The sequence below is a fragment of the Pseudomonas sp. SA195 genome (genome assembly GCF_054131565.1).
Genome location: NZ_CP096392.1, coordinates 2001587 through 2024834, shown reverse-complemented (window position 1 = coordinate 2024834; position 23248 = coordinate 2001587). Strand labels below are relative to the sequence as shown.

The following is a 23248-nucleotide window of genomic DNA, read 5'->3' as shown; positions in this document are numbered from 1 at the left end:
CGCTCGGGCTCCCCGTTGCCCGTCAACGCTCGGCGAGCGGGACGACCTTGCGCTGCTCCGGGCCGATGTAGTCGGCGCTTGGCCGGATGATGCGGTTGTTGCTGCGCTGTTCGAACACGTGGGACGCCCAGCCAGTGACCCGCGAGCAAACGAAGATCGGGGTGAACAGCTTGGTGGGAATGCCCATGAAGTGGTACGCCGAGGCATGGTAGAAGTCAGCGTTCGGGAAAAGCTTCTTCTGCGCCCACATGGTTTCGTCGACTGCGACCGATACCGGGTAGAGCACGGTGTCGCCCACCTCGTCGGCAAGCTTCTTCGCCCAGACCTTGATCACCTCGTTGCGGGGGTCAGACTCTTTGTAGATGGCATGACCGAAGCCCATGATCTTGTCCTTGCGCTCGAGCATGCCGAGGATGCCTTGCTCCGCCTCTTCCGGCGATTTCCACTGCTCGATCATGTCCATTGCCGCTTCGTTTGCGCCACCATGCAGCGGGCCGCGCAGCGAGCCGATTGCGCCGGTCACGCACGAATAGAGGTCGGAAAGCGTCGAGGCGCAGACGCGTGCAGTGAAGGTCGAGGCGTTGAACTCGTGCTCGGCGTACAGGATCAGCGAAACGTTTATGACCTTCACGTGCAGCTCGCTCGGCTTCTTGCCATGCAACAGCGCGAGGAAGTGCCCGCCCAGCGTGTCCTCGTCACTGTTGCAGTCGATCCGCTGGTTGTCATGGCTGTAGCGGTACCAGTAGCACATGATCGCCGGGAAGGCGGCCATCAGCCGCTCGGCCACGTCGCGCTGCTGATCGAAGCTCAGCTCGGGTTCGAGGTTGCCAAGCATGGAGGCGCCGGTGCGCATCACGTCCATCGGATGTGCGGTCGCGGGAATGCGCTCGAGCACCTCCTTGAGCGCCTGCGGCAGATCGCGCATCGTCTTTAGCCGCGCCTTGTAACGCGCCAGCTGGTCGGCATTCGGCAGCTCGCCATGGAACAACAGATGAGCGACCTCCTCGAATTCGGCCTGCGCGGCAAGGTCGCGGACGTCATAGCCACGGTAAGTCAGACCCGCGCCTTCCTTGCCCACCGTGCACAATGCGGTCTGCCCGGCGATCTGCCCGCGCAGCCCCGCACCGCTCAATACTTTTGCTTCAGCCATTGCTCTCTCCTTCTTGGATTTGTTCTGGATACTGCAAAGTCAGTCATTCGAATCAGCGAGGTAGACCTCAGCCTTTCTTCTGTGCGAACAGCGCATCGAGACTCTGCTCGAATGCGTGATAGTTGATGCGCTCGTACAGCTCCATGCGGGTTTGCATGGTGTCGACCACGTTCTTCTGCGTGCCGTCGCGGCGAATGGCCGTGTAGACGTTCTCCGCTGCCTTGTTCATCGCGCGGAACGCCGAGAGCGGGTAGAGGACCAGCGAGACGTCAGCACTGGCGAGCTCATCGGTGGTGTACAGTGGTGTCGAGCCGAATTCGGTGATGTTCGCCAGGATCGGCGCACCGACGCGCTCGGCGAACTGCTTGTACATTGCCAGTTCGGTGATCGCTTCGGGAAAGACCATGTCGGCACCGGCCTCGACGCAGGCTTGGGCCCGCTCAAGCGCCGCATCCAGGCCTTCCACGGCCAACGCATCGGTTCGCGCCATGATCACGAAGCTGTCATCGGTGCGTGCATCGACCGCGGCCTTGATCCGGTCAACCATTTCCTGCTGGCTGACAATTTCCTTGTTCGGCCGATGGCCGCACCGCTTGGCGCCCACCTGATCCTCGATATGGATCGCCGCCGCACCGAACTTGATCATCGACTTGACGGTACGGGCCACGTTGAATGCCGAAGCACCGAACCCGGTGTCCACGTCGACCAGCAACGGCAAGTCGCACACATCGGTAATGCGGCGGACGTCGGTCAGCACGTCGTCCAGCCCACTGATGCCGAGGTCTGGTAGCCCCAGCGAGCCGGCCGCAACGCCCCCGCCGGAGAGGTAGATCGCCTTGAAGCCGGCACGCTGGGCCAACAATGCATGGTTGGCATTGATCGCGCCGACGACCTGCAACGGATGTTCACTGGCGACCGCATCACGAAAACGCTGGCCTGGGGTTGGGAGTGTCATGCCTCACCTCTCGTCTGTGGTGTCTGTTGGCGAGCACCCAGGTAATGGCGCTCGATGTTGCGCTTCGAGGCGCAGATATGGCGGCGCATCAGCAGTTCCGCCAGCTCACCGTCGCGGTCAGCGATGGCATCGAGGATGCGGTGATGCTCGGCGAACGCCTGGCGGGGCCGGTTAGGCGTCGTGGAGAATTGGATGCGGTACATCCGTACCAGTTGGTACAGCTCACTGCAGAGCATCCGTGTCAGGGTGCGGTTGCCGCTGCCCTGAATGATGCGGTAGTGGAAGTCGAAGTCCCCTTCCTGCTGGTAATAGCCCACCCCGGCCTGGAAGGCCTCGTCGCGCTCATGGGTATCAAGGACGCGCCGCAACTCGTCGATCTCCGCCTCGCTCATGCGCTCTGCAGCGAGGCGGCATGCCATGCCCTCCAGCGATTCACGGATTTCATAGAGTTCAATGAGCTCGGCGTGGCTCAACGACACCACGCGCGCACCGACATGCGGAACCCGCACCAGCAGCTTCTGACCTTCGAGCCTGTGAATCGCCTCACGCAAGGGGCCGCGGCTAATGCCGTAGGTACGGGCCAGTTCAGGCTCCGATATCTTGCTGCCAGGCGCGATGTCGCCGCGGATGATGGCCGCCTGGATCGAACGAAAGACGTGCTCGGACAGGGTGCCGCTGTCAGCCGAGAGCGTCGAATGGGGTATCAGCGCATCGAGCATATTGTTGACACTTTCAGATTTAGTTCGCGAAATCTAGCCACGAGACCGAGCCACGTCAATGTATACCAACGTATACTGTCGACACTTTACCGAAGATCAACCCTGCCCGCGCCAGGCACCTGGTGTGTCGCGACCCCTGGATCGCCATGCTAGAATGCAGCGGTGTATTGCCGCGGTCAGCGTACGCTGTTCGTGATCGTTCAAGCTCATGAGCCGCTGTTCCGCCCATGCTTCTTCCGACTCGACTACGCCTGGATCTATGAGCGTCAGACCTTATCTCCTACTGTTGTGCTTGCTGCCTGCCCCCCTGCTCTCTCATGCCGCCGACAAGACCATCTACGGCCTGAACGAGCACGTGGCCTTGCCGGATTTCGACCTTGAGGTTCCAGCCAAACTCGACACCGGTGCACAGACCGCATCGCTCAGCGCCCGGGACATCGAACGCTTCAAGCGCGACGGCAAGCGCTGGGTGCGCTTCTATCTTGCGATAGACGAGGCACACGATCGCCCCATCGAACTACCGCTACAGCGCATCAGCAAAATCAAGCGCCGCGCGGGTGACTTCGATCCGGACGAGGAGAAGACGTACACACCGCGTCCGGTCGTGGAACTGGATCTGTGCATGGGCACGGCGAGACGCAGCATCGAAGTGAACCTCACTGATCGAAGCGCATTCCAATACCCACTGCTGATTGGCTCCGATGCGCTTACCCGCTTTGGCGCGCTGGTCGACCCAAGCCTTACTTACGCCGCCGGCAAGCCTGGCTGCATTAACGAATCCGACGCTGACGAGTAACCCAATGCGCTCCCTGACCCTGCACCTCAAAGTCTTGATTTTCCTGCTCGTCACGCTGGGAATCGCGATCACGGCGTACCAGATCTTCGTGCTCGGCATCCCCGTGACCGAGGACGAGACGGACGATTTGTGGAACATCGACGCCAAGATCGAGTTCCAGACCAATGCACGCGAGCCGGTCAAGCTGCAGATGTACGTGCCGCCGCTGACCCAGGAATTCGTCAGCCTCAATGAGAGCTTCATCTCGAACAACTACGGCGTCAGTATCAACCGGTCCGAGGGCAATCGCCGCGTGACCTGGTCCGCACGTCGCGCCAACGGCAACCAGACCCTCTACTACCGCCTGGTACTGACGCGCCGTTACAGCGGCGAGCAGACCAAGACCACCGGCCCAATCTTCCGAGACAGCATTCCCGTAGAAGGTGCCGAGAAGATCGCGGCGGAAGCACTGCTCTCGCCCATCCGCCAGCACTCGGCCGACGTCGAGACGTTCATCAGCGAAGCCATCAAACGCGCCAATAACGCCAACGACGACAACGTCAAATTGCTGCTCGGCGGCGACGCCTCAACTGCCAATAAGGCACGCGTGGTCGAGCTGCTGCTGTCCATTGCGCACGTGCCGATGGAGCGCGTGCACACCATCCGTCTGGCTGCCGATATGGCGCAATCCCCCGAACTCTGGCTGCGTAGTTTCAACGGAGACAAATGGCTCTACTTCAACCCGGAAACCGGCGAGCAGGGTCTACCCAAGGACCGCCTGATCTGGTGGACGGGTGACGAGCCCCTGCTGAACCTGGAGGGCGGCCGTAATGCGCAGGTGACCTTCACGCTCAACAGCAGCGAGATGAACGCCATCCGCCTGGCCAAGCTGACCGACGAAAATACCGACGCCGACTTCCTCGAATACTCGCTGTACGGCTTGCCACTGCAGACCCAGCAGACCTACCAGATCATGATCATGATTCCGATCGGCGTCCTGGTGATCCTGATCTTGCGCAACCTCGGTGGCCTCCAGACCTTGGGTACTTTCACACCAGTACTGATCGCCTTGGCGTTCCGTGAAACCCAGCTCGGCTTTGGCATCATCCTGTTTACCGTAATTACGGCGCTGGGGCTTTCACTGCGCTCGTACCTGGAACATCTCAAATTGCAGATGCTGCCGCGTCTGTCGGTAGTGCTGACGTTCGTGGTGGTGCTGATCGCCGTCATCAGCCTGCTCAGCCACAAGCTGGGCCTAGAACGCGGCCTGTCCGTGGCGCTGTTCCCGATGGTGATTCTGACGATGACCATCGAACGCCTGTCGATTACCTGGGAAGAGCGCGGCGCCAGTCACGCCTTCAAGGTCGCCGTTGGCACCCTGATCGCCGCCACGCTCGCGCATCTGCTGATGAGCGTGCCTGAGCTGACCTACTTCATCTTCACGTTCCCAGCCGTGTTGCTGATCATGGTGGGCTTCATGCTGGCGATGGGTCGCTACCGCGGCTACCGCCTGACCGAGCTGTTCCGATTCAAAGCCTTTCTGAAGGATTGAGCCATGTTCGGTCTGATCAAGACGTGGAAGGCCCTTGAAGCCAAGGGCATCATGGGTATCAACCGCCGCAACGCGGACTATGTGCTCAAGTACAACAAGCGCCACCTGTACCCTATCGTCGATGACAAGATCATCACCAAGGAACGGGCGATCGAGGCCGGCATCGACGTGCCGGAGTTGTACGGCATCATCGAAACGGAAAAGGACATCGACAAGCTCAAGGACATCGTCAAAGACCACGTCGACTTCGTGGTCAAGCCTGCCCAAGGCGCAGGCGGTGACGGCATTCTGGTTATCGCCGACCGCTTCGAGGGGCGCTACCGAACGGTGTCCGGCAAGATCATCACCCACGAGGAAATCGAACATCAGATCTCGAACATCCTCACCGGGCTTTACTCGCTCGGCGGGCACCGCGACCGCGCGCTGATCGAGTACCGCGTCACGCCGGACCCAATCTTCAAGAGCATCAGTTACGAGGGTGTACCGGACATTCGCATCATCGTGCTCATGGGTTACCCGGTAATGGCGATGCTGCGCCTGCCAACCCGACAATCCGGCGGCAAGGCGAACCTTCACCAGGGCGCGATTGGCGTCGGCGTCGACCTGGCCACCGGCATCACCCTGCGCGGAACCTGGCTGAACAACAAGATCACCAAGCACCCCGACACGACCAACGCGGTGGATGGCGTACAGCTGCCCAACTGGGATGGCTTCATGAAGCTGGCCGCTGGCTGTTACGAGTTGTGCGGACTCGGCTACATCGGCGTCGACATGGTGCTCGATCAGGACAAGGGCCCGTTGATCCTCGAGCTCAACGCGCGCCCCGGCCTGAATATCCAGATCGCCAACGACAGTGGGCTGACTCACCGGGCCCACGCCATCGAGAGCCGGATCGAGGCGCTCAAGGAAAAAGGCATTCAGGAAACGCCCGAAGAACGCGTCCGCTTCGCCCAGGAACTGTTCGGTCATATCCCGAGCCACGCATGATCCACGACCCGGCCGGCGCCGGGTCAATGACCGACCTCACTCGATGCCCTTCTGCTCGATTCACCCACTGCCCTATCTCGCCGATCCAGCGCCTTGGTTCGAGCGCATCCGGAACGAGCCTGGCGCGCTGCTGCTCGACTCGGGCCGCCCTGTCGCCACCCGAGGCCGCTACGACTTGCTCAGTGCCTGGCCGCAGCAGCTGCTGGAGCCCGGGCAGGACGAATCTGGCCAAGCCTTCTTCAACCGATTACGGGCCGCATTGCGGACACTCGGTGCAGCCGATGTGCCGGCAGGCTTGGCGCTGCCGTTTACCGGCGGATTGCTTGGCTTTCTGGCTTATGACTTCGGCACCCGGCTCGAGCGACTGAACCGACAGACCAGCGACGACCTGGACCTGCCGGATGCCCGCCTTGGGCTTTACGCCTGGGCCCTGGTCACCGACCACCAACTCGAAACCTGCCAGCTGGTATTTCATCCCAGCCTTGCCGACAGCGAGCGCCAACGTATCATCGCGCGGTTCGAAAGCGAGCCTGCCGATCCGCCCGCCCCGTTTCAGCTGTTGTGCCCTTTCAAACCGGACCTGCAGGTTGCTCAGTACCACGCCGCAATCGAACGGATACAGGCTTACATCCGAGCCGGCGACTGCTATCAGGTGAATTTTGCCCAACGCTTCCAGGCGCCCTATGCGGGCGACCCCTGGCAGGCATACCGGCGCCTGCGCGCAGCGTGCCCGACACCCTATGCCGGATTCGTCTCGCTCGGAGAGGATGCCATCGTCAGCCTTTCTCCCGAGCGATTCCTGCGCCTGACCCAAGGCCAGGTGGAAACCCGCCCAATCAAGGGCACCCGCCCGCGCCAGACTGATCCTGAGGCGGATACCGAGCAGGCCCAGGCGCTGCTTGCCAGCCCGAAGGATCGAGCGGAAAACCTGATGATCGTGGATCTGTTGCGCAACGACCTCGGCCGCACCTGCCAGATTGGTAGCGTCCGCGTACCGGAACTCTTTAGCCTGGAGAGCTACCCGAACGTCCACCACTTGGTCAGTTGCGTGACCGGCACTCTGGCGGTTGAGAAGGATGCCTTGGACCTGCTGGCAGGCAGTTTTCCCGGCGGTTCCATCACCGGCGCACCAAAGATCCGCGCAATGCAGATCATCGACGAGCTGGAACCCACCCGTCGCGCAATCTACTGCGGCTCACTGCTTTATCTGGATGTGCGAGGCGAGATGGACAGTTCCATCGCCATCCGTTCGCTGTTGATGAAAAACGGTCGCGCGGCCTGCTGGGGCGGTGGAGGGATCGTCGCGGACTCGAACTGGCAGGACGAGCACCGCGAGTCGATGGACAAAGTGGGGGTATTGCTGGCTACGCTGGAAGGGCCCGCCAAGCCTTGACCTGACGGACCTTGCAAACCTGGTCAGAGGGTCAGCTTGCGATTGGATGCCTTGATGAATTCCTGCTTGAGCGCATCGAAGTCATGCACGGCCGGGAACTGCGGGAACTCCCGAATCACGTTGTCCGGCGCGTGGAACAGGATGCCCGCGTGCGCTTCGGCCAACATGGTGGTGTCGTTATAGGAATCGCCCGCCGCGATGACGCGGTAATAGAGACTCTTGAACGCGATTACGGACTGGCGCTTGGGATCCTTCTGGCGCAGCTGGTAATCCACGACACGGTCGTTGTCATCGGTTATCAGGCGGTGGCAGAGCAATGTGGGGAAGCCCAACTGGCGCATCAGCGGCTGAGAAAACTCGTAAAAAGTGTCCGACAGGATCACCACCTGGAATCGCTCGCGCAGCCAGTCGACGAACTCGATGGCGCCATCCAGCGGCTTGAGGGTCGAGATGACTTTCTGAATGTCCGCCAGCTTCAACCCGTGCTCGTCGAGAATGCGCAGGCGCTGCTTCATCAATACGTCGTAATCGGGAATGTCCCGTGTGGTGGCCCGCAGCGATTCGATTCCGGTGGCCTCGGCAAAGGCGATCCAGATTTCCGGGACCAGCACACCTTCCAAGTCGAGACAGGCAATTTCCACGGGCCACTCCTCACAGCATAAAAATGGAGCCGGCACTCTAACCACTAGGCCCCGTGGACGCAACGCAACGCTTATTCCCACAAGCATGAGTTAAATTGCCGAAACGTTATTTAGCGGAATAAAGCGGCTTTGCTACCATTCGCGGCCTGCGAAGAGCGCTAAGCGCCAGACCAAGGAAGCCTGCCTGATGAGCCAATCTATTGATGTCGCCGAGCTGGCAACCGCCTACGCCGGCAAGTCTCCCCAACAAATCCTTCAACTCGCGTTCGACTTGTTCGGAGACGACTTGTGGATCTCCTTCAGCGGTGCCGAAGATGTCGTCCTGCTCGACATGGCCTGGAAGCTGAACAAGAACGTAAAGGTATTCACGCTCGACACCGGCCGCCTGCACAGCGAAACCTATCGTTTTATCGAGCAGGTACGCGAGCACTACGGCGTTGCCATCGAGATCATGACTCCGGACCCAGCCCTGCTACAGCCGATGGTCAACGAGAAGGGGCTGTTCAGTTTCTACCGCGACGGCCATGGCGAATGCTGTGGCATCCGAAAGATCGAGCCGCTGCGCCGTAAGCTGGCCAACGTACGGGCCTGGGCGACAGGGCAACGGCGCGATCAGAGCCCAGGCACCCGTAGCCAGGTATCGGTACTCGAGATCGACACGGCTTTCTCCACGCCGGAAAATACACTGTACAAGTTCAACCCTCTGGCGCAGATGACCAGCGAGGAAATCTGGGGCTACATTCGCATGCTCGAAATTCCCTATAACAGCCTGCACGAGCGAGGGTTCGTCAGCATCGGATGCGAGCCCTGTACACGCCCGGTGTTACCGAACCAGCATGAGCGCGAGGGGCGTTGGTGGTGGGAGGAGTCCACCCAGAAGGAATGCGGGTTGCATGCCGGGAACCTGATCGCGAAGGCCTGACTACTCTTTCCCGCACCAGCTCTGCCGCCGGCCCTGCTAGAAGGTCGGCAGGTCGACGTGATCGAACAACTCGTCCAGCTCCGCCTTGTTGCGGCACTGGACGGCCCGCTCGAGCATGTCCTTGTCCAGATGCGGGGCGAAGGTCTGGATGAAATCGCACATGAAGCCGCGCAGAAAGGTGCCACGACGAAAGCCGATTTTCGTCACGCTCGGCTCGAACAACTCGCTGGCATCAAGTACGACAAGATCTGGGTCAAGCTCGGCATCGACCGCCATGCGCGCCAGGATGCCCACACCGAGCCCCAGTCGGACATAGGTTTTGATCACGTCCGCGTCGGCTGCGGTGAACACCACCTTGGGCGCCAGGCCCTTGTGGCTGAAGGCTTCGTCGAGTTTCGAACGGCCAGTGAAGCCGAACACGTAGGTCACGATCGGATATTCGGCCAGCGCCTCGAGCGTCAGCTTTCCGCGTTTGCTGAGCGGATGGTCCTGCGGCACCACTACGCAACGGTTCCAGCGGTAGCAAGGCATCATGACCAAGTCGCCGAACAACTCCAGGCCTTCGGTAGCAATCGCAAAATCAACGGTGCCATCGGCGGCCATCTCGGCGATCTGGGTCGGCGTACCCTGGTGCATGTGCAGCGAAACATCAGGGTATTGCTTGATGAACCGGCTGATCACGGGCGGCAACGCATAGCGCGCCTGGGTATGAGTGGTGGCGATGCTGAGCGTGCCACGCTTCTCGTTGGAAAATTCCTGGGCAATCTGCTTGATGCTTTCGCATTTGCGAAGAATTTCTCCGGCTGTGGCGATGATTCGCTCGCCTGCCGGCGTCACACGGGTAAGGTGCTTGCCACTGCGCGCAAATACCTCGACACCAAGTTCATCTTCGAGCAGGCGAATCTGTTTGCTGATACCGGGCTGCGAGGTGAAAAGACTTTGCGCGGTCGCCGAGACGTTGAGGTCATGATGCGCCACCTCCCAGATGTAACGCAGTTGCTGAAGCTTCATAGAGATCCCTCAAGACCAAAGACGCTGCGCGCGGCCCTTTCTTATAACCGCTCTACAGCAATGACGCGGATTCTAGGCCATATCGTCCAGGCCGGTCTGTACGGCAGCCATCACGCCACACCGACATGAGACGCCGATCAAGCTGCGCCTCAATAAGTGGCGCAGCTGCGCTATCGCGGAGCAGAGAAACCTGGCCGAAACGGCATGATCTGAGCTTAGCAGGCCGCCCGAAAAGCACTACCTCGCACCGCGTCGCTACCGATCGGCACTGGTTTCCAGAAAACGCAAGGCACGATACAGAGACTCCACACGGGGCATGGCGAATCCGGCCTGCTCGGCAGCCGCGAGCGGCGCGGCGTAGATCGCATCGAGCTCCATCGGTCGTCCGTCCTTGCGATCGTGGTACATGCTAGGCAGATAGTCAGGCATGTGATCGGTCGATTTCAGCATGCGATCGACCAGCACCTCCGGCAGCGGATAGCCGCATGCCGCCGCGGCACCGCAGGCTTCTTCCATGATGGCTTTCACCAGTGCACGGCTGTCGGGGTCCGCCATCAACCGCGTGGTGCCGGCGTTCAGCAGAACAGAAAGGCCGTTATAAGGCATGTTCCAAACCAATTTCTGCCAGCGCGCCTGCGCCAGATTAGGTGCCACGCTCGAATCGACGCCGGCGTTACGGAACATCGATGCACCATCTTCGAGGATAGATTGCTGCTGCGCGTCGACCGCCGGGCCGGAGTGATAACCCAGGTTGACCCCACCGAGCGCCTGATGCTCGACCACGCCGGGTGCAGAGCGATGAACACAGATGAAACACAACCCGCCCAACAGGTGCAGTTTCGGGGAAAGCGTCTGACGCAGCGCGTCCTCCACGCCAAGACCATTCTGCAACACCACGACGTTGGCATTGTCCGCCGCGGCGTTGGCAATCAGCGGGGCCAGGTCTTGGTTGCTCGTGCTCTTGGCGCCGACTAATAGCCAGTCGCATTTGGGCATGTCGGTCACCTGCCGGTAGGCCTGGACCTCGGCAAGATGCAGGTCGCCATGCACCGCACTGTTTACTCGCAAGCCGTTCTGGACGACCGCTTCATACTCGCTGCGCAGCAGGAAATGCACGTCGTAGCCGGCCCGTGCCAACAGCAGGCCGTAGAAACCGCCAATGGCGCCTGTGCCGATGATGCCGATTCGAGGGCTTGTAGCCGTCATGAAACACTCCACTCAACGATCAGGTAAGAAACTGCCGCGCCCGGGCGCGATGCGAAACATTAGCAGTGTCGTGGCCTGGCTTCCCAGCCTTCGTTGAATCGAGCCGGTACCGCCCGGCCGTACGACTTCCCGGCCATTGTCGGGGCGGTGCATCCGCGATAAGGTTCCGCTTCCCCGCTGCGCCCCACGCTCTGATCCGCCGCACCGGGATGGCTGGCGGACGGCACCCGTGACCCTGACGAGTAACACGATGGCTGATTTACCGATCGATGACCTTAACGTTGCGTCCAACGAAACCCTGATTACTCCGGACCAGCTCAAGCGTGAAATTCCACTGACCGCGACCGCGCTGCAGACAGTATCCAAGGGTCGCCAGGTCGTACGCGACATCCTCGACGGCAAGGATCATCGCCTGTTCGTGGTCGTGGGCCCATGCTCCATCCATGACCTGAAGGCGGCGCACGAATATGCCGAGCGCCTAAAAGGCTTGGCTGCCGAGGTCGCCGACAGCCTCTTCCTCGTCATGCGGGTCTATTTCGAAAAGCCACGCACAACAGTTGGCTGGAAGGGGCTCATCAACGACCCGTACATGGATGACTCGTTCAAGATCCAGGACGGCTTGCATATCGGTCGCCAGCTGCTGCTCGACTTGGCCGAGATGGGCTTGCCGACCGCGACCGAGGCGCTCGACCCGATCTCCCCGCAATATTTGCAGGACCTGATCAGCTGGTCCGCCATAGGCGCGCGCACCACTGAATCCCAGACACATCGGGAAATGGCGTCGGGCTTGTCTTCGGCCGTGGGTTTCAAAAACGGCACCGATGGCAGCCTGACCGTGGCGATCAATGCGCTGCAGTCGGTGTCCAGCCCGCACCGTTTCCTCGGCATTAACCAGTCCGGCGGCGTATCGATCGTCACCACGAAAGGAAATGCGTACGGCCATGTCGTGCTTCGCGGGGGCAACGGCAAGCCCAATTACGACTCGGTGAGTGTCGCAATTTGCGAACAGGCGCTGAACAAGGCCGGGATTCGCCCAAACATTATGGTCGACTGCAGCCATGCGAACTCGAACAAGGATCCGGCGCTGCAGCCGTTGGTCATGGATAACGTGGCCAACCAGATCTTGGAAGGCAACAACTCCATTGTCGGTTTGATGGTGGAAAGTCATCTCGGCTGGGGCAGCCAGTCGATTCCGAAGGACCTGGCGGACCTGAAGTACGGCGTCTCGATCACCGACGCTTGTATCGACTGGGCGGCGACCGAAAAAGCGATCCGTGGCATGCATCAGAAATTAAAAGAGGTGTTGCCCAAGCGGGACCGTAGCTGAGCACTGAACGACATGCGCAAAAAGAAACCCCGCCTAGGCGGGGTTTCTTTTTAGTAACGCAGCCAAGATGGCTAGCTACCCTGCTCGGCCTGCCGCTCCATGTAACGCTCGACGTATGAGCAGGAGGGTATGACGGTAAATCCTTCCCGGGCGGCATAGTCCAACGCATGCTGCGTGAGTGCTGCCGCGACGCCACGCCCACGGAGGGCATCCGGAACGAAGGTGCGGTAGATATCCAGCGTTTGCTTGCCCAGGTCCACGTAAGCCAGGTACGCGCGATAGCCATCCACCGTCGTCTCGAATTGGTGGCCCGCCTGGTCATGACGGATAGTCAGCTGCTCGCTCATATGGCCTCCCCTGCAGGCTTGCCCTGCCTGCCGATGCGAAGGGTCGCGCCATGAGGGGCGCTCGCTTCATTGTTGTTAGTTTGAAAGGTGCATGCTACTGCCAGCCCTGCGCAGCCACAAACCCTTTAGATGCCTCCCTGCAGGTAAATCTTTCCAGCGCGCAATTGATAACTGCAAGTTGGGCAAACTGCAACTTTCCGGTGTGCCCCCGGTCCATGTACCGTATGCAAGTGGCCCTCTTTGATTGCTTTTTGAGCAGTCAAACCGGGAGACGCTTTGCACATAACGAGTTTGCAGAAAAAACTGTGCAGTAGCTGCTTGACTCAGTTTACTTAGCGCAACTAATAGGTAGTATGTGCGCGCCAACTTTCCATAACGGAAGTTGCCATGGATTCCATCCTTAAGGGGAACACGATGAACAACGTTCTGAAATTTTCTGCTCTGGCATTCGCCGCAGTTCTGGCCACTGGTTGCAGCAACAGCATGACCAAGGAAAGCGAAGCCCGTCTGACCGCTACCGAAGATGCTGCTGCCCGTGCTCAGGCTCGCGCTGACGAAGCGTACAGCAAGGCCGACGAGGCTCTGCAGGCAGCTCAGAAGGCTCAGCAGACTGCTGACGAAGCCAACGAGCGTGCTCTGCGTATGCTGGAACGCGCCAGCCGCAAGTAAGCTTCAGGCGAAAAAAAGCCGACCTGCAGACAGGTCGGCTTTTTTATGGGCGTCATTTGGGCGATGCCCGAGGACGATGCTTAGAAAATCTGTTCCTCTTCTGCCGCAGCCAATGCCTGAGTCTGGTCCGCAATCTGGATTGGCAGGCCGTCTTCTCCGGCAACGATCTCGCGAATCATCTCCCAATCAAGCTGCACGCCATTCGCGGCCTCGTCACGCTTGAGCAACGTATTGATCACCACGGCATGCTTATCCATCAGGGTCATATGGTGATCTTCATCCTGCAAAGGTGTGTGCGCCTCGAGATAGACCTTGCCCTGACTCACGCCGAACTTGTAAGGCTCGTCGATGATACGCACCGGCGTTCCCACCTTGACCAAACCAGCCAATTCCAGAACGTTGTGGTTGAGCATGCGGAAGCAGCCGTGGCTAACCCGCATGCCGATGCCAAACTTCTTGTTCGAGCCGTGGATCAGGTAACCCGGAATCGCCAGATTCATCTTGTAGGGGCCAAGCGGATTGTCCGGCCCCGGCGGGACGACCTTTGGCAGTGGATCGCCCTCCGCCGCGTGCTCGTCACGAATCGACTGAGGCGGATACCAGGCCGGGTTGCTGGTCATTGCAGAAATTCGGGTGTTGCCGACAGGCGATCCCCAACCCTCGCGGCCGATGCCCAGTGGAAACGTATGCACCACGTTCTCGCCCTTGGGGTAGTAGTACAGGCGATACTCGGCAAGGTTGATGACAATTCCTTCGCGCGGGCCCGGCGGTAGGATATAGCGCGTTGGCAAGATGATGTCCGTTCCTTCGCCCGGCAGCCACGGGTCCACGCCGGGGTTGGCGGCGACCATTTCGAGGTAGCCCAGGTCGTGCGCTTCACCCAGCGCTGCGAAGGTGTCTTCATACTTGGCTTTGACCACTTGGATTTGGCCAACCACGTCTTCGCCTTCCGGCGGTAAAGGCAGTTCGAGCGCAGCGCTAGGCCCGGCACTCAGCAAAGCGGCGATAGACACACAGGAGGCGACTGCAAACGCGCGCGAGGGCATTCAGAGATCCTTGAAAACGACGGTGATGAAAATGCCCGCATTGTACGCGAAGCCAGTGAAAACGCGGAGCTACTAGGCGTTCGTGGCAGACGGAAGGCCACGACGCTGCGCCTGTAGCACGTCGCGACAGGCCGCGCACAGGCGCTGATCTTTGAGCGCGGGGCGTTGTAGATCCTGCCAGCGAGGCCGAGCAGGAAGAAAACCTCCGCACAATGTTCGATCCACCCGACCGTCTAGCTCGAGCTGACGCAGCGCAAGATGGAACCGATTTTCGCGGCACGCAAACAAGTCAAACTGCTCGTCAGGCTCGATCAGTCGATAGGCGAAAAGTGTCCAGGCAGGCCGCGGCATCTGAGGCTCCAATCAAGGGGCGCGACAGTAGCCGCGCCCACGTGTCAAAGCAAGGGCTCCAGCACCGGCCAGACGTTTTCCAGCAGTCGCTCCTGGGCGCCCGCCGTCGGATGGACCCCGTCAGGCTGCATCATCCCCGCCACGCCTCCCACGCCTTCGAGCAGGAACGGTACATAGGCCAATTGCTGCTCTTGCGCAAGCGAGTCGAACGCATCGGCGAAAGCCGTGGTGTAGCGCTGGCCCAGATTCGGTGGCAGGCGCATTCCCAGCAGCACCACCCGAGCACCGGACTCCCGCGCGAGCGACACCATCCGGGAAAGATTCTGTTTCATTTGCGACGGGGGCTGGCCACGCAGTCCGTCATTGCCGCCAAGCTCCAGAATGACGATCTCCGGATCATGCTCGGCGAGTAACGTGGGCAAGCGGGAAAGCCCGCCGGCCGTGGTGTCGCCGGTAATCGAGGCGTTCACCACAGGGTGCTCATCCCCACGCTGCTTGAGGCGTTCATCGAGCTGATGCACCCAACCCTGGCTGGTTTCCAGCCCGAAAGCGGCACTGATACTATCCCCGACCACCAGCACCGTGCCTGCCGCAGCCCCTTGGGCCCAGCACAACAGCAGTAGAACCCCACCCTTCAGCCACATACGCATCGGATTCTTCATGAGCGCCAGCATTCTCAATGCCCGGAACCTTAGCAAAGTGGTACCCAGCGCGGAAGGCGAGCTGGTGATCCTCGAAGACCTGACCATCGACCTCGACAAAGGCGACAGCCTCGCAATCGTCGGCACGTCCGGATCAGGCAAGTCGACGTTGCTTGGCCTGCTGGCCGGGCTCGATCTTCCCAGCTCCGGTGAGGTTCAGCTCGCGGGGCATTCGCTGGGTTCGCTCGATGAGGATGAGCGTGCCAGGGTTCGCGCCGAACACGTCGGCTTCGTCTTCCAATCGTTCCAGTTGCTCGACAGCCTCAATGCGCTGGAAAACGTCATGTTGCCGCTGGAGCTGCACGGCCGTCCGGACGCCGAAGCGCGCGCGACCGAACTGCTCGACCGAGTCGGTCTCGGCTCGCGCCTGCATCACTATCCGCGTCAACTCTCAGGCGGCGAACAACAACGCGTCGCCGTGGCTCGCGCATTCGCTGCCGAGCCGGACGTGCTGTTCGCCGACGAGCCGACCGGCAACCTCGACACGCACACCGGTGCGACCATCACTGAACTGCTCTTCGAGCTGAACCGAGAGCGCGGCACCACGCTCGTGCTGGTCACTCATGACGAGCGCCTGGCGCAGCGATGCCGTCGCTCGATTCGTCTCGCAGCGGGGCGTTTGGTTACCGACGGCGTCTCATCATGATGCGCGTCCCAGCCAGCCGGCTTGCCCTCCTCGCCCTACGCCAGCTATGGCGGGACGCCCGTGCCGGCGAATTGCGCGTCTTGTTCTTCGCCCTGGTCATCGCCGTGGCGGCGAGTACCGCCATTGGCTACTTTGGTGCCCGCCTGAACGATGCCATGCAACTGCGTGCTACCGAGTTTCTTGGCGCGGACCTGGTTTTGCGCGGCAGCACGCCCGCCCAGCCGGAACAGATCGAGACCGGGCGCCGCCTGCAGCTGGACCACGCTCAGGTGGTGGAATTCTCCAGCGTCATTGCAACCGATGAGAACCTGCAGCTGTCTAGCGTCAAGGCGGCAGGTAGTGGCTACCCGCTGCGAGGCGCGCTGCGCAGCGCGCCAGCGCCCTACGAGCCGGAGCAAACAAGCACGGGCCCGGCCCCAGGTGAAGCCTGGGCGGAGGCGCGCCTCTTCGCCGCGCTGGACCTGCAAATCGGTGACGAGATCGAAGTCGGCAATAAACCGCTGCGCCTGACTCGTGTACTGACCTACGAGCCCGACCGGGTGGGCGATTTCTACAGCCTGACGCCACGCGTGCTCATGCATCTGGACGACCTAGAGGCGACCGGGGTCGTTCAGCCGGGTAGCCGCGTTCGCTATCGCGACTTGTGGCGCGGCCCGAGCGAGCGCCTCCAGGCCTACCAGACCGCTATAAAAGAGACCCTGGAACCCAACCAGCGCATCGAGACGCCCAAGGATGGCAACCGGCAAATCGGCGGCGCCCTAGGCCGAGCGGAGCGCTACCTGAACCTGGCCAGCCTGGCGGCGGTGCTACTGGCGGGAGTCGCCGTCGCTCTGTCCGCTGCCCGGTTCGCCGCACGCCGCTTCGATGCCAGCGCCCTGCTCCGCTGCCTTGGCCTGTCGCGTCGAGAAGCGTTGATGCTCTACACGCTTCAGCTCGGTTACCTCGGGCTGGTCGCCTGCGCTGTCGGCGCGCTGCTAGGTTGGGCGGCACAGCTCGGGCTGTTCCATCTGCTGCGCGAGCTCATCGTCAACGAGATCCCACCGGCTACACCCTGGCCAGCACTTGCCGGCATGGCGACCGGTCTGGTCGCCCTCGCCGGTTTCGCTTTGCCGCCGCTCGCGGCACTAGGGCGTGTACCGCCGCTGCGTGTGTTGCGCCGCGACATGCTTCCCGTGCCGGCAAGCTCTTGGCTCGTCTATGGCACTGCGGTTGTCGCGCTGGGTGTCATCATGTGGCGCCTGAGCCTGGACCTACGCCTCACCTTGGCGCTGCTGGGCGGCGGGCTACTGGCAACCGTGGTGCTTGGCGGGCTGCTGTTGCTGACATTACGAGGATTGCGCCGCTTGCTCTCTGGAGCATCGCTTCCCTGGCGCCTTGGATTGGGCCAGTTGCTGCGCCACCCACTCGCCGCCGCTGGCCAGTCATTGGCATTCGGCCTGATCCTGCTAGCGATGGCGCTGATCGCCTTGCTGCGCGGCGAACTGCTCGACACCTGGCAGGATCAGTTGCCAGATGACGCGCCGAATCACTTCGTGCTCAACGTACTGCCGGCCGAGCGCGACGCCTTTGCCGAGCGCATCACCGCGCTGTCGGACCGCGCCGCGCCCCTGTACCCGGTCGTACCGGGGCGACTCGTGGCAATCAATGGCGAGCCTGTTCGTCAGCAGGTCACGAAGGACAGCCAGGGCGAGCGCGCCATTCGCCGTGATCTCAGCCTGACCTGGGCGCAGGAACTGCCCACGGATAACCGGATCATTGAAGGCCGATGGTGGGGCGGCACACCTGGCGAGCTGCCTGGTGTTTCCGTCGAAGCGGAGCTGGCCGAAAGCTTGCAGTTAGCCCTTGGCGACCGGCTCAGCTTTACCGTCGGTGGCGTTACTCGCGATGCGGTGGTGACAAGCCTGCGCGAGGTCAACTGGGACAGTTTCCAGCCCAACTTCTACATGATCTTCGAACCGGGCACGCTGCAGGACATGCCCACCACCTACATGACCAGCTTCCACCTGCCAGCCGGCAATGAGCGGGAATTGGTCAGGCTGGCGCGGGACTTCCCCGCCGCTACGGTGCTGCAGGTCGACGCGCTGCTGGTTCAGTTGCGCAGCATCCTGGGACAGGTGTCGATCGCCGTAGAGTACGTTCTGATGTTCGTGCTGGCGGCCGGGCTGGCCGTATTGTTCGCCGGGCTGCAGGCCACCTTGGATGAACGCATCCGTCAGGGCGCCCTGCTTCGGGCGCTGGGTGCCGAGCGGCGACTGCTGATACGAGCCCGCCGCACTGAGTTTGGGGTACTTGGCGCGGCCAGTGGCGCCCTTGCTGCACTGGGCTGCGAGCTGGTTAGCGCGTTGCTCTATCGCTTCGTGTTCGACCTGCAATGGCAACCGCATCCCTGGCTGCTAGTGCTACCCCTGATCGGCGCTGTCCTGGTAGGCGCGGCGGGCGTGATCGGAACGCGTCGGGCGCTCAACGCCAGCCCGCTCAACGTGCTGCGCGAAAATTGACGCACCTCCCCACCGCCCCTTTACCGACCGGAAGACCATGAGCCGCTACCGCCCACCCCGCCCCGCTGGAACACCGCTGATCACCCCTGAGGGTGAGGCACGACTACGCGCCGAGCTGCACGAGTTGTGGCACGTCAAACGCCCGAAGGTTACCCAATCGGTCAGTGAAGCCGCCGCTCAGGGCGACCGTTCGGAGAACGCCGAGTACACCTACGGCAAGAAGATGCTGCGTGAAATCGATAGCCGCGTCCGCTTCCTGACCAAGCGGCTCGAGAAACTCAAGGTCGTCAAGGACCGTCCCAGCGACCCCGGCAAGGTTTATTTCGGCGCCTGGGTAACTGTCGAGGACGAAGACGGTGAGCAAGGCCGCTATCGGATTGTCGGCCCTGACGAACTGGACCTGAAGAATGGGTATATCAGCATCGACTCACCGCTGGCGCGCGCCCTGGTTGGCAAGCCGCTGGACGCGGAGGTTCGGGTCGATACACCGACCGGCCCTAAAGAGTGGTACATCGTTGCGATCGACTACCCGTGACCATTCAGCCTCGAAAAGACTCATAAGTCATTATCTTCTGCGATCATGCGCCCAATGTGCAGGATGATCACAATCGGCATCACTTTCCGAAACACTGCGACCATCGGGTAACACGTCACGCCTATGCCTGCGGAGCGCATCGAACGCGCTAGCGCGCGTATCAGAGAGGATGCGTGCGGCTGCCGTGTGGCTGGCATGGATCCTGCCAATCTTGAAACTGCGGTACGCGCGGGCGCGCGGTGGATAGCCAAGGATTGCGCTGATCCCATTCACCTATAGACGAGTGCACCGATGAACAAGAACAAGACAGTGTTTGCTCTCTCGCTCAGCATGGCGCTTTCCGTTTCAGGCGACGTCAATGCTGGGCTATTTGGCTCCGGCGGCTACACCGAAACACGCTATCCCATCGTTTTGGCCCACGGCATGCTCGGTTTCGACAGCCTTCTGGGCGTCGACTACTGGTACGGCATTCCCAGCGCACTCAGACGAGATGGCGCAAAGGTCTATGTCACCGAAGTCAGCCAGTTGAATACTTCCGAGCTTCGCGGCGAAGAACTTCTCGCGCAGGTCGAGGAAATCGTAGCGATCAGCGGCAAGCAAAAGGTCAACCTAATCGGGCACAGCCACGGAGGCCCAACGATCCGGTACGTTGCAGCGGTCAGGCCTGATCTGGTCGCCTCGGTGACCAGTGTTGGCGGCCCGCATAAAGGTTCGGACGTGGCCGACCTGCTGCGCAGGATCCCAGAAGGCTCGACGGAAGAAGCCATCGTGGCGGGCCTGGTCAACGGCATGGGCGCGCTGATCAACTTCCTGTCCGGCAGTAGCAGCACCGCGCCGCAGAACTCGCTGGGCAGCCTGGAGTCGCTCAACAGCGAAGGCGCGGCCCGCTTCAACGCCAAGTATCCGCAAGGCATCCCCACGACCGCATGCGGTGAAGGCGCCTATCAAGTTAATGGGGTGCGCTACTACTCCTGGAGCGGTACTAGCCCGCTGACCAATCCACTGGACGTAAGCGACGCCATGATGGGTGCTGCAGCGCTGGCCTTCAACGAGCCCACCGATGGCCTCGTCGGGCGTTGCAGCTCGCACCTGGGGATGGTTATTCGGGACAACTACCGCATGAATCATCTCGACGAGGTCAATCAGGTATTCGGCTTGACCAGCTTGTTCGAGACGGACCCGGTCGCCGTCTACCGGCAGCACGCCAACCGGCTGAAGAACGCCGGTCTGTGAACAACCCGGGGCCTCGGCCCCGGCCTTTCGAGGCATCGACTCGTGATGAAGATTCTCGCACTCCTGTTCGTGCTGGCCGCGGCTGGCGGCTTCGTCATATTCGGCCAGCGCGATGCACCTGGCCTACAGCCCGACACAGCCCTTAAAGCACCACCTATTCAGGTTGGCGCACACAATGGCGAAGCAGCGCCGGCGCCCAACCGCGCCGAGCCAACCCCTGAGAAGGTGGGCCGCCTGCCCGCGTCGTTCATTCAGACCCAGCTCGATGGCAGTTTGCAGGTGGACACGGCTGGCAACTTGGTGGTCGATCAGAGCCTGCGCCAACGCTTCGACTATTTCCTAAGCGCCATCGGCGAGGAGCCGCTTGAAACCAGCGTCGGCCGGCTGCGTCGCCATCTCGAGACGCAACTCATGCAGCCTGCCCGCAGCCAGGCGCTCGACCTGCTCGGCCGTTATCTCGATTACAAGCGCCGGCTGCTTCAGCTCGAAAGTGCCCATCCGGTCCAGCCCGACCTGGCCGCACTCCACGCGCGCTTGGAGGCAGCGGAACGCTTGCGCAGAGAACTGTTCAGCGAGCAGGCCCACCGCGCTTTCTTTGCGGACGAAGAAGCGCTGGATCGGTCCACCTTGCAGCGGCTGGCCATTCGTCAGGATCCGCTTCTCGATGCGCGCACCAAGGGCGAAGCGCTGGACCGGCTTCTAAAGCAAGCGCCCACCGATTGGATCGAAACCCTGGCGCCCACGATGCACACCGAACTGAGCGAGCAAACGCGTATCTTGCAGGCGTCTGGCGGTACACCCGAGGCGCTCCGTGCGCTGCGCCAACAATGGGTCGGCAATGAGGCCACGAAACGGCTGGAGCAGCTGGATACCGACCGACAGGCATGGCGGCAGCGGCTCGTCGATTACCTGAGCGAGAAGTCACGCATCGAGCGCAGTCGCGGCCTTAGCGACATCGACAAACGTGCCGCAGTCACCCGCCTGGCAGAAGAGCGATTCAATGATGCGGAACGCTTGCGCCTGGCCGCCGCGCAAGAGCTGGCGGCCCGGGAACACGATTGAACGCTTATTTGGCCGCGCTCTGAGGTGCCCCTTCGAGCAGGTAGCGCTCGCGAGAATAGGCCAAGTAGTACTTGTTCACGGCGTTGACGTAACTGACCACTCCCATCCCCATGGTCTCCATGGCGATCCGCTCCACTTGGAAGAACCATTGGTCAGGGTTCAGCCCGCGTCGCCGCGCCTCGGCGCGAAGGCCTTGCACCCGCTGGGGCCCGAGGTTGTAGGCCGCTAGGACGAAGGCCATCCGCTCGCGGTCATTGAGCCGGCTACTGGCGAAGAACTGCTGACGGATGCTTGCGAGATACTTCGCGCTGGCCAGCACGTTGTTATCCAGCGTACCGATGTCGCGTACGCCCATACTGCGCGCCGTGGCGGGCGTCACCTGCATCAGGCCCGTCGCACCGGCGGCGCCCCGAGCAGCCGGGTTCAGCGTGGACTCCTTGAACGCCACCGCCGCCAGATTAAGCCAGTCGAGCTGCTGCTGTTCGGCGTACCGCTGCAATGTCGGGCGCACCTTTTCCAGCCTCTGCCGACCTAACCGGTCGAGCGGATACTGCACCCGATACAGCCGCCGATAGACGCGCACGAACGCTGCGTCCTGATTGTCCGGCGGGCTGTATCGCTCCAGGAAACGGTCGACCCTGGCACGCAGGGTGCGTGCATCCTGGCGCACGAACCAGTGCATATCGGCCGGCTTGCCAAGCGCCAGCCCCGTTTCAAGGCGCAGTTTCGGCATCACCTTCGCCCAACGCTTGGCAATGGTGTCTTCCACGACCGTGGCGGTGTAGATGCCAGCCTGCACCATCTCCAGCACGTCTTCGACTGCCAGCGAAGGGTCGACCCACTCGATGGCAATCGGCGATTTGCCGGCCTTCATCAGCTCGCGGTTCAGTTGCGCCAGCAGTGGCCCGGCAGCACTCCCCGCAGGTAACGCGAGGCTCCGGCCTGATAGTTGTTGCAGCCGCTGGTAACGGGGGCCGCCCTGGCGACCAACAAGAATCATCGACACATCGTCGACCACTGCCCGGCTGCGACTGACATTACGAGCGGGGCCTGAGTCGAGCAGCTCGCCGGGGGCCACAAGGTCGCCCTCGCCGCGCTGCAGCGCGGCAAGCAACTGATCCTTCGCCCTGGGCACAATTTCCAGATGGATGGGCATGCCCTTGCCACTGCGATTGAGAAACTGCTCGAACGCACGCAGCCGGACATACTCGACGCCAATGGCTTCGCCCCTAACTTCACCTGAACTATTGCGGCTCTGGTTGACCAGTACGCGCAACACACCACTGCGGCGAATCTCAGCGAGATCGCGTACCGTATCGCCCGATTGCCAGGCTACCGGCCCGACCACGCGCGCAATCGCCGGCCAGGGCGCAGCGAGCGCCAACAGGCAGATCAAAAGAGGCAGTAATCGGGTCATCGAACAGCTCGAAATCAGGGCAGCCAGGCGGAGCAGCCACCGTGGGGCCGCGAAGATTGTCACAGCGCGAGCGAAGCTGCCAGTCGCCCCGCATATATGACGTGA

At 61.6% G+C, this 23248-nt stretch carries 23 protein-coding genes; 12 read left to right on the top strand and 11 right to left on the bottom strand.

Annotated features, from left to right (window positions below; translation table 11 throughout):
* Positions 1 to 22 precede the first annotated feature (22 nt).
* The 3 genes from prpC to M1D78_RS09420 form a co-directional block, all read right to left on the bottom strand.
* Positions 23 to 1150, bottom strand: a complete 1128-nt coding sequence (gene prpC, locus M1D78_RS09430) for a bifunctional 2-methylcitrate synthase/citrate synthase (RefSeq protein ID WP_437419509.1) — start codon at positions 1148 to 1150, stop codon at positions 23 to 25.
* 67 nt (positions 1151 to 1217) lie between these two features.
* Positions 1218 to 2105 (bottom strand): methylisocitrate lyase, encoded by an 888-nt coding sequence (gene prpB, locus M1D78_RS09425; RefSeq protein WP_437419510.1) that lies wholly within the window; start codon positions 2103 to 2105, stop codon positions 1218 to 1220.
* Positions 2102 to 2824, bottom strand: a complete 723-nt coding sequence (locus tag M1D78_RS09420; RefSeq protein WP_437419511.1) for a GntR family transcriptional regulator — start codon at positions 2822 to 2824, stop codon at positions 2102 to 2104. Before M1D78_RS09420 ends, prpB begins: the two co-directional genes overlap by 4 nt.
* A 259-nt stretch (positions 2825 to 3083) precedes the next feature.
* Here M1D78_RS09420 and rloA point away from each other — a divergent pair, with 259 nt between their 5' ends.
* Genes rloA through pabB form a run of 4 tightly spaced genes read left to right on the top strand, consistent with a single transcriptional unit; the run spans position 3084 to position 7531 of the window.
* Complete coding sequence (gene rloA, locus M1D78_RS09415; RefSeq protein WP_437419512.1) at positions 3084 to 3620, top strand: retropepsin-like aspartic peptidase RloA; 537 nt, start codon at positions 3084 to 3086, stop codon at positions 3618 to 3620.
* A gap of 4 nt (positions 3621 to 3624) precedes the next feature.
* Complete coding sequence (gene rloB / locus M1D78_RS09410) at positions 3625 to 5151, top strand: osmotic stress tolerance membrane protein RloB (RefSeq protein WP_437419513.1); 1527 nt, start codon at positions 3625 to 3627, stop codon at positions 5149 to 5151.
* 3 nt (positions 5152 to 5154) lie between these two features.
* Positions 5155 to 6138, top strand: a complete 984-nt coding sequence (locus M1D78_RS09405; RefSeq protein WP_437419514.1) for an alpha-L-glutamate ligase-like protein — start codon at positions 5155 to 5157, stop codon at positions 6136 to 6138.
* Positions 6139 to 6181: 43 nt separating this feature from the next.
* Positions 6182 to 7531 carry an aminodeoxychorismate synthase component I gene (gene pabB, locus M1D78_RS09400; protein WP_437419515.1) on the top strand — a complete coding sequence of 450 codons (1350 nt, stop codon included), beginning with the start codon at positions 6182 to 6184 and terminating at the stop codon, positions 7529 to 7531.
* Positions 7532 to 7554: 23 nt separating this feature from the next.
* Here the strand turns inward: pabB and thrH are convergent, their stop codons facing one another.
* A complete protein-coding gene (gene thrH, locus M1D78_RS09395; RefSeq protein ID WP_437419516.1) occupies positions 7555 to 8172 on the bottom strand; it encodes a bifunctional phosphoserine phosphatase/homoserine phosphotransferase ThrH in 618 nt (205 codons plus the stop codon).
* Between the two features lie 187 nt (positions 8173 to 8359).
* On the opposite strand from thrH, the gene M1D78_RS09390 reads away from it, so the two are divergent.
* Complete coding sequence (locus M1D78_RS09390; protein WP_457933560.1) at positions 8360 to 9094, top strand: phosphoadenylyl-sulfate reductase; 735 nt, start codon at positions 8360 to 8362, stop codon at positions 9092 to 9094.
* 36 nt (positions 9095 to 9130) lie between these two features.
* Here M1D78_RS09390 and cysB read toward each other — a convergent pair whose 3' ends face one another.
* Positions 9131 to 10105: an HTH-type transcriptional regulator CysB gene (cysB, locus tag M1D78_RS09385; RefSeq protein ID WP_437419517.1), complete on the bottom strand. Its 975-nt coding sequence runs from the start codon at positions 10103 to 10105 to the stop codon at positions 9131 to 9133.
* A gap of 255 nt (positions 10106 to 10360) precedes the next feature.
* Positions 10361 to 11311 (bottom strand): putative 2-dehydropantoate 2-reductase, encoded by a 951-nt coding sequence (locus M1D78_RS09380; RefSeq protein ID WP_437419518.1) that lies wholly within the window; start codon positions 11309 to 11311, stop codon positions 10361 to 10363.
* Positions 11312 to 11561: 250 nt separating this feature from the next.
* Between M1D78_RS09380 and M1D78_RS09375 the strand changes: the two genes are divergently transcribed.
* Positions 11562 to 12638, top strand: a complete 1077-nt coding sequence (locus tag M1D78_RS09375; RefSeq protein ID WP_437419519.1) for a 3-deoxy-7-phosphoheptulonate synthase — start codon at positions 11562 to 11564, stop codon at positions 12636 to 12638.
* Positions 12639 to 12709: 71 nt separating this feature from the next.
* Here M1D78_RS09375 and M1D78_RS09370 read toward each other — a convergent pair whose 3' ends face one another.
* Entirely contained in the window at positions 12710 to 12985 is a 276-nt protein-coding gene (locus M1D78_RS09370; protein ID WP_437419520.1) for a GNAT family N-acetyltransferase, read from the bottom strand.
* 414 nt (positions 12986 to 13399) lie between these two features.
* On the opposite strand from M1D78_RS09370, the gene M1D78_RS09365 reads away from it, so the two are divergent.
* Positions 13400 to 13654, top strand: a complete 255-nt coding sequence (locus M1D78_RS09365) for an Lpp/OprI family alanine-zipper lipoprotein (protein ID WP_014853168.1) — start codon at positions 13400 to 13402, stop codon at positions 13652 to 13654.
* Positions 13655 to 13734: 80 nt separating this feature from the next.
* On the opposite strand, the gene M1D78_RS09360 is transcribed toward M1D78_RS09365, so the two are convergent.
* The 3 genes from M1D78_RS09360 to M1D78_RS09350 form a co-directional block, all read right to left on the bottom strand.
* A complete protein-coding gene (locus M1D78_RS09360; protein ID WP_437419521.1) occupies positions 13735 to 14700 on the bottom strand; it encodes a L,D-transpeptidase family protein in 966 nt (321 codons plus the stop codon).
* 72 nt (positions 14701 to 14772) lie between these two features.
* Entirely contained in the window at positions 14773 to 15051 is a 279-nt protein-coding gene (locus tag M1D78_RS09355) for a hypothetical protein (protein WP_437419522.1), read from the bottom strand.
* A 44-nt stretch (positions 15052 to 15095) separates the two neighbouring features.
* Positions 15096 to 15701, bottom strand: coding sequence for an arylesterase (locus M1D78_RS09350; RefSeq protein ID WP_437419523.1), 606 nt, complete (start codon positions 15699 to 15701; stop codon positions 15096 to 15098).
* Between the two features lie 10 nt (positions 15702 to 15711).
* Here M1D78_RS09350 and M1D78_RS09345 point away from each other — a divergent pair, with 10 nt between their 5' ends.
* The 5 genes from M1D78_RS09345 to M1D78_RS09325 all read left to right on the top strand — a co-directional run bounded on the left by M1D78_RS09345 (position 15712) and on the right by M1D78_RS09325 (position 21726).
* Complete coding sequence (locus tag M1D78_RS09345; RefSeq protein WP_437419524.1) at positions 15712 to 16398, top strand: ABC transporter ATP-binding protein; 687 nt, start codon at positions 15712 to 15714, stop codon at positions 16396 to 16398.
* Positions 16395 to 18896, top strand: coding sequence for an ABC transporter permease (locus M1D78_RS09340; RefSeq protein WP_437419525.1), 2502 nt, complete (start codon positions 16395 to 16397; stop codon positions 18894 to 18896). The genes M1D78_RS09345 and M1D78_RS09340 overlap by 4 nt, the downstream gene beginning before the upstream one ends.
* A gap of 37 nt (positions 18897 to 18933) precedes the next feature.
* Complete coding sequence (gene greB, locus M1D78_RS09335; protein WP_437419526.1) at positions 18934 to 19431, top strand: transcription elongation factor GreB; 498 nt, start codon at positions 18934 to 18936, stop codon at positions 19429 to 19431.
* A gap of 330 nt (positions 19432 to 19761) precedes the next feature.
* Positions 19762 to 20664 carry a triacylglycerol lipase gene (locus tag M1D78_RS09330; RefSeq protein ID WP_437420359.1) on the top strand — a complete coding sequence of 301 codons (903 nt, stop codon included), beginning with the start codon at positions 19762 to 19764 and terminating at the stop codon, positions 20662 to 20664.
* 45 nt (positions 20665 to 20709) lie between these two features.
* Positions 20710 to 21726, top strand: a complete 1017-nt coding sequence (locus M1D78_RS09325; protein ID WP_437419527.1) for a lipase secretion chaperone — start codon at positions 20710 to 20712, stop codon at positions 21724 to 21726.
* 4 nt (positions 21727 to 21730) lie between these two features.
* On the opposite strand, the gene M1D78_RS09320 is transcribed toward M1D78_RS09325, so the two are convergent.
* Positions 21731 to 23143: an MltF family protein gene (locus tag M1D78_RS09320; protein ID WP_437419528.1), complete on the bottom strand. Its 1413-nt coding sequence runs from the start codon at positions 23141 to 23143 to the stop codon at positions 21731 to 21733.
* Positions 23144 to 23248: the final 105 nt, after the last annotated feature.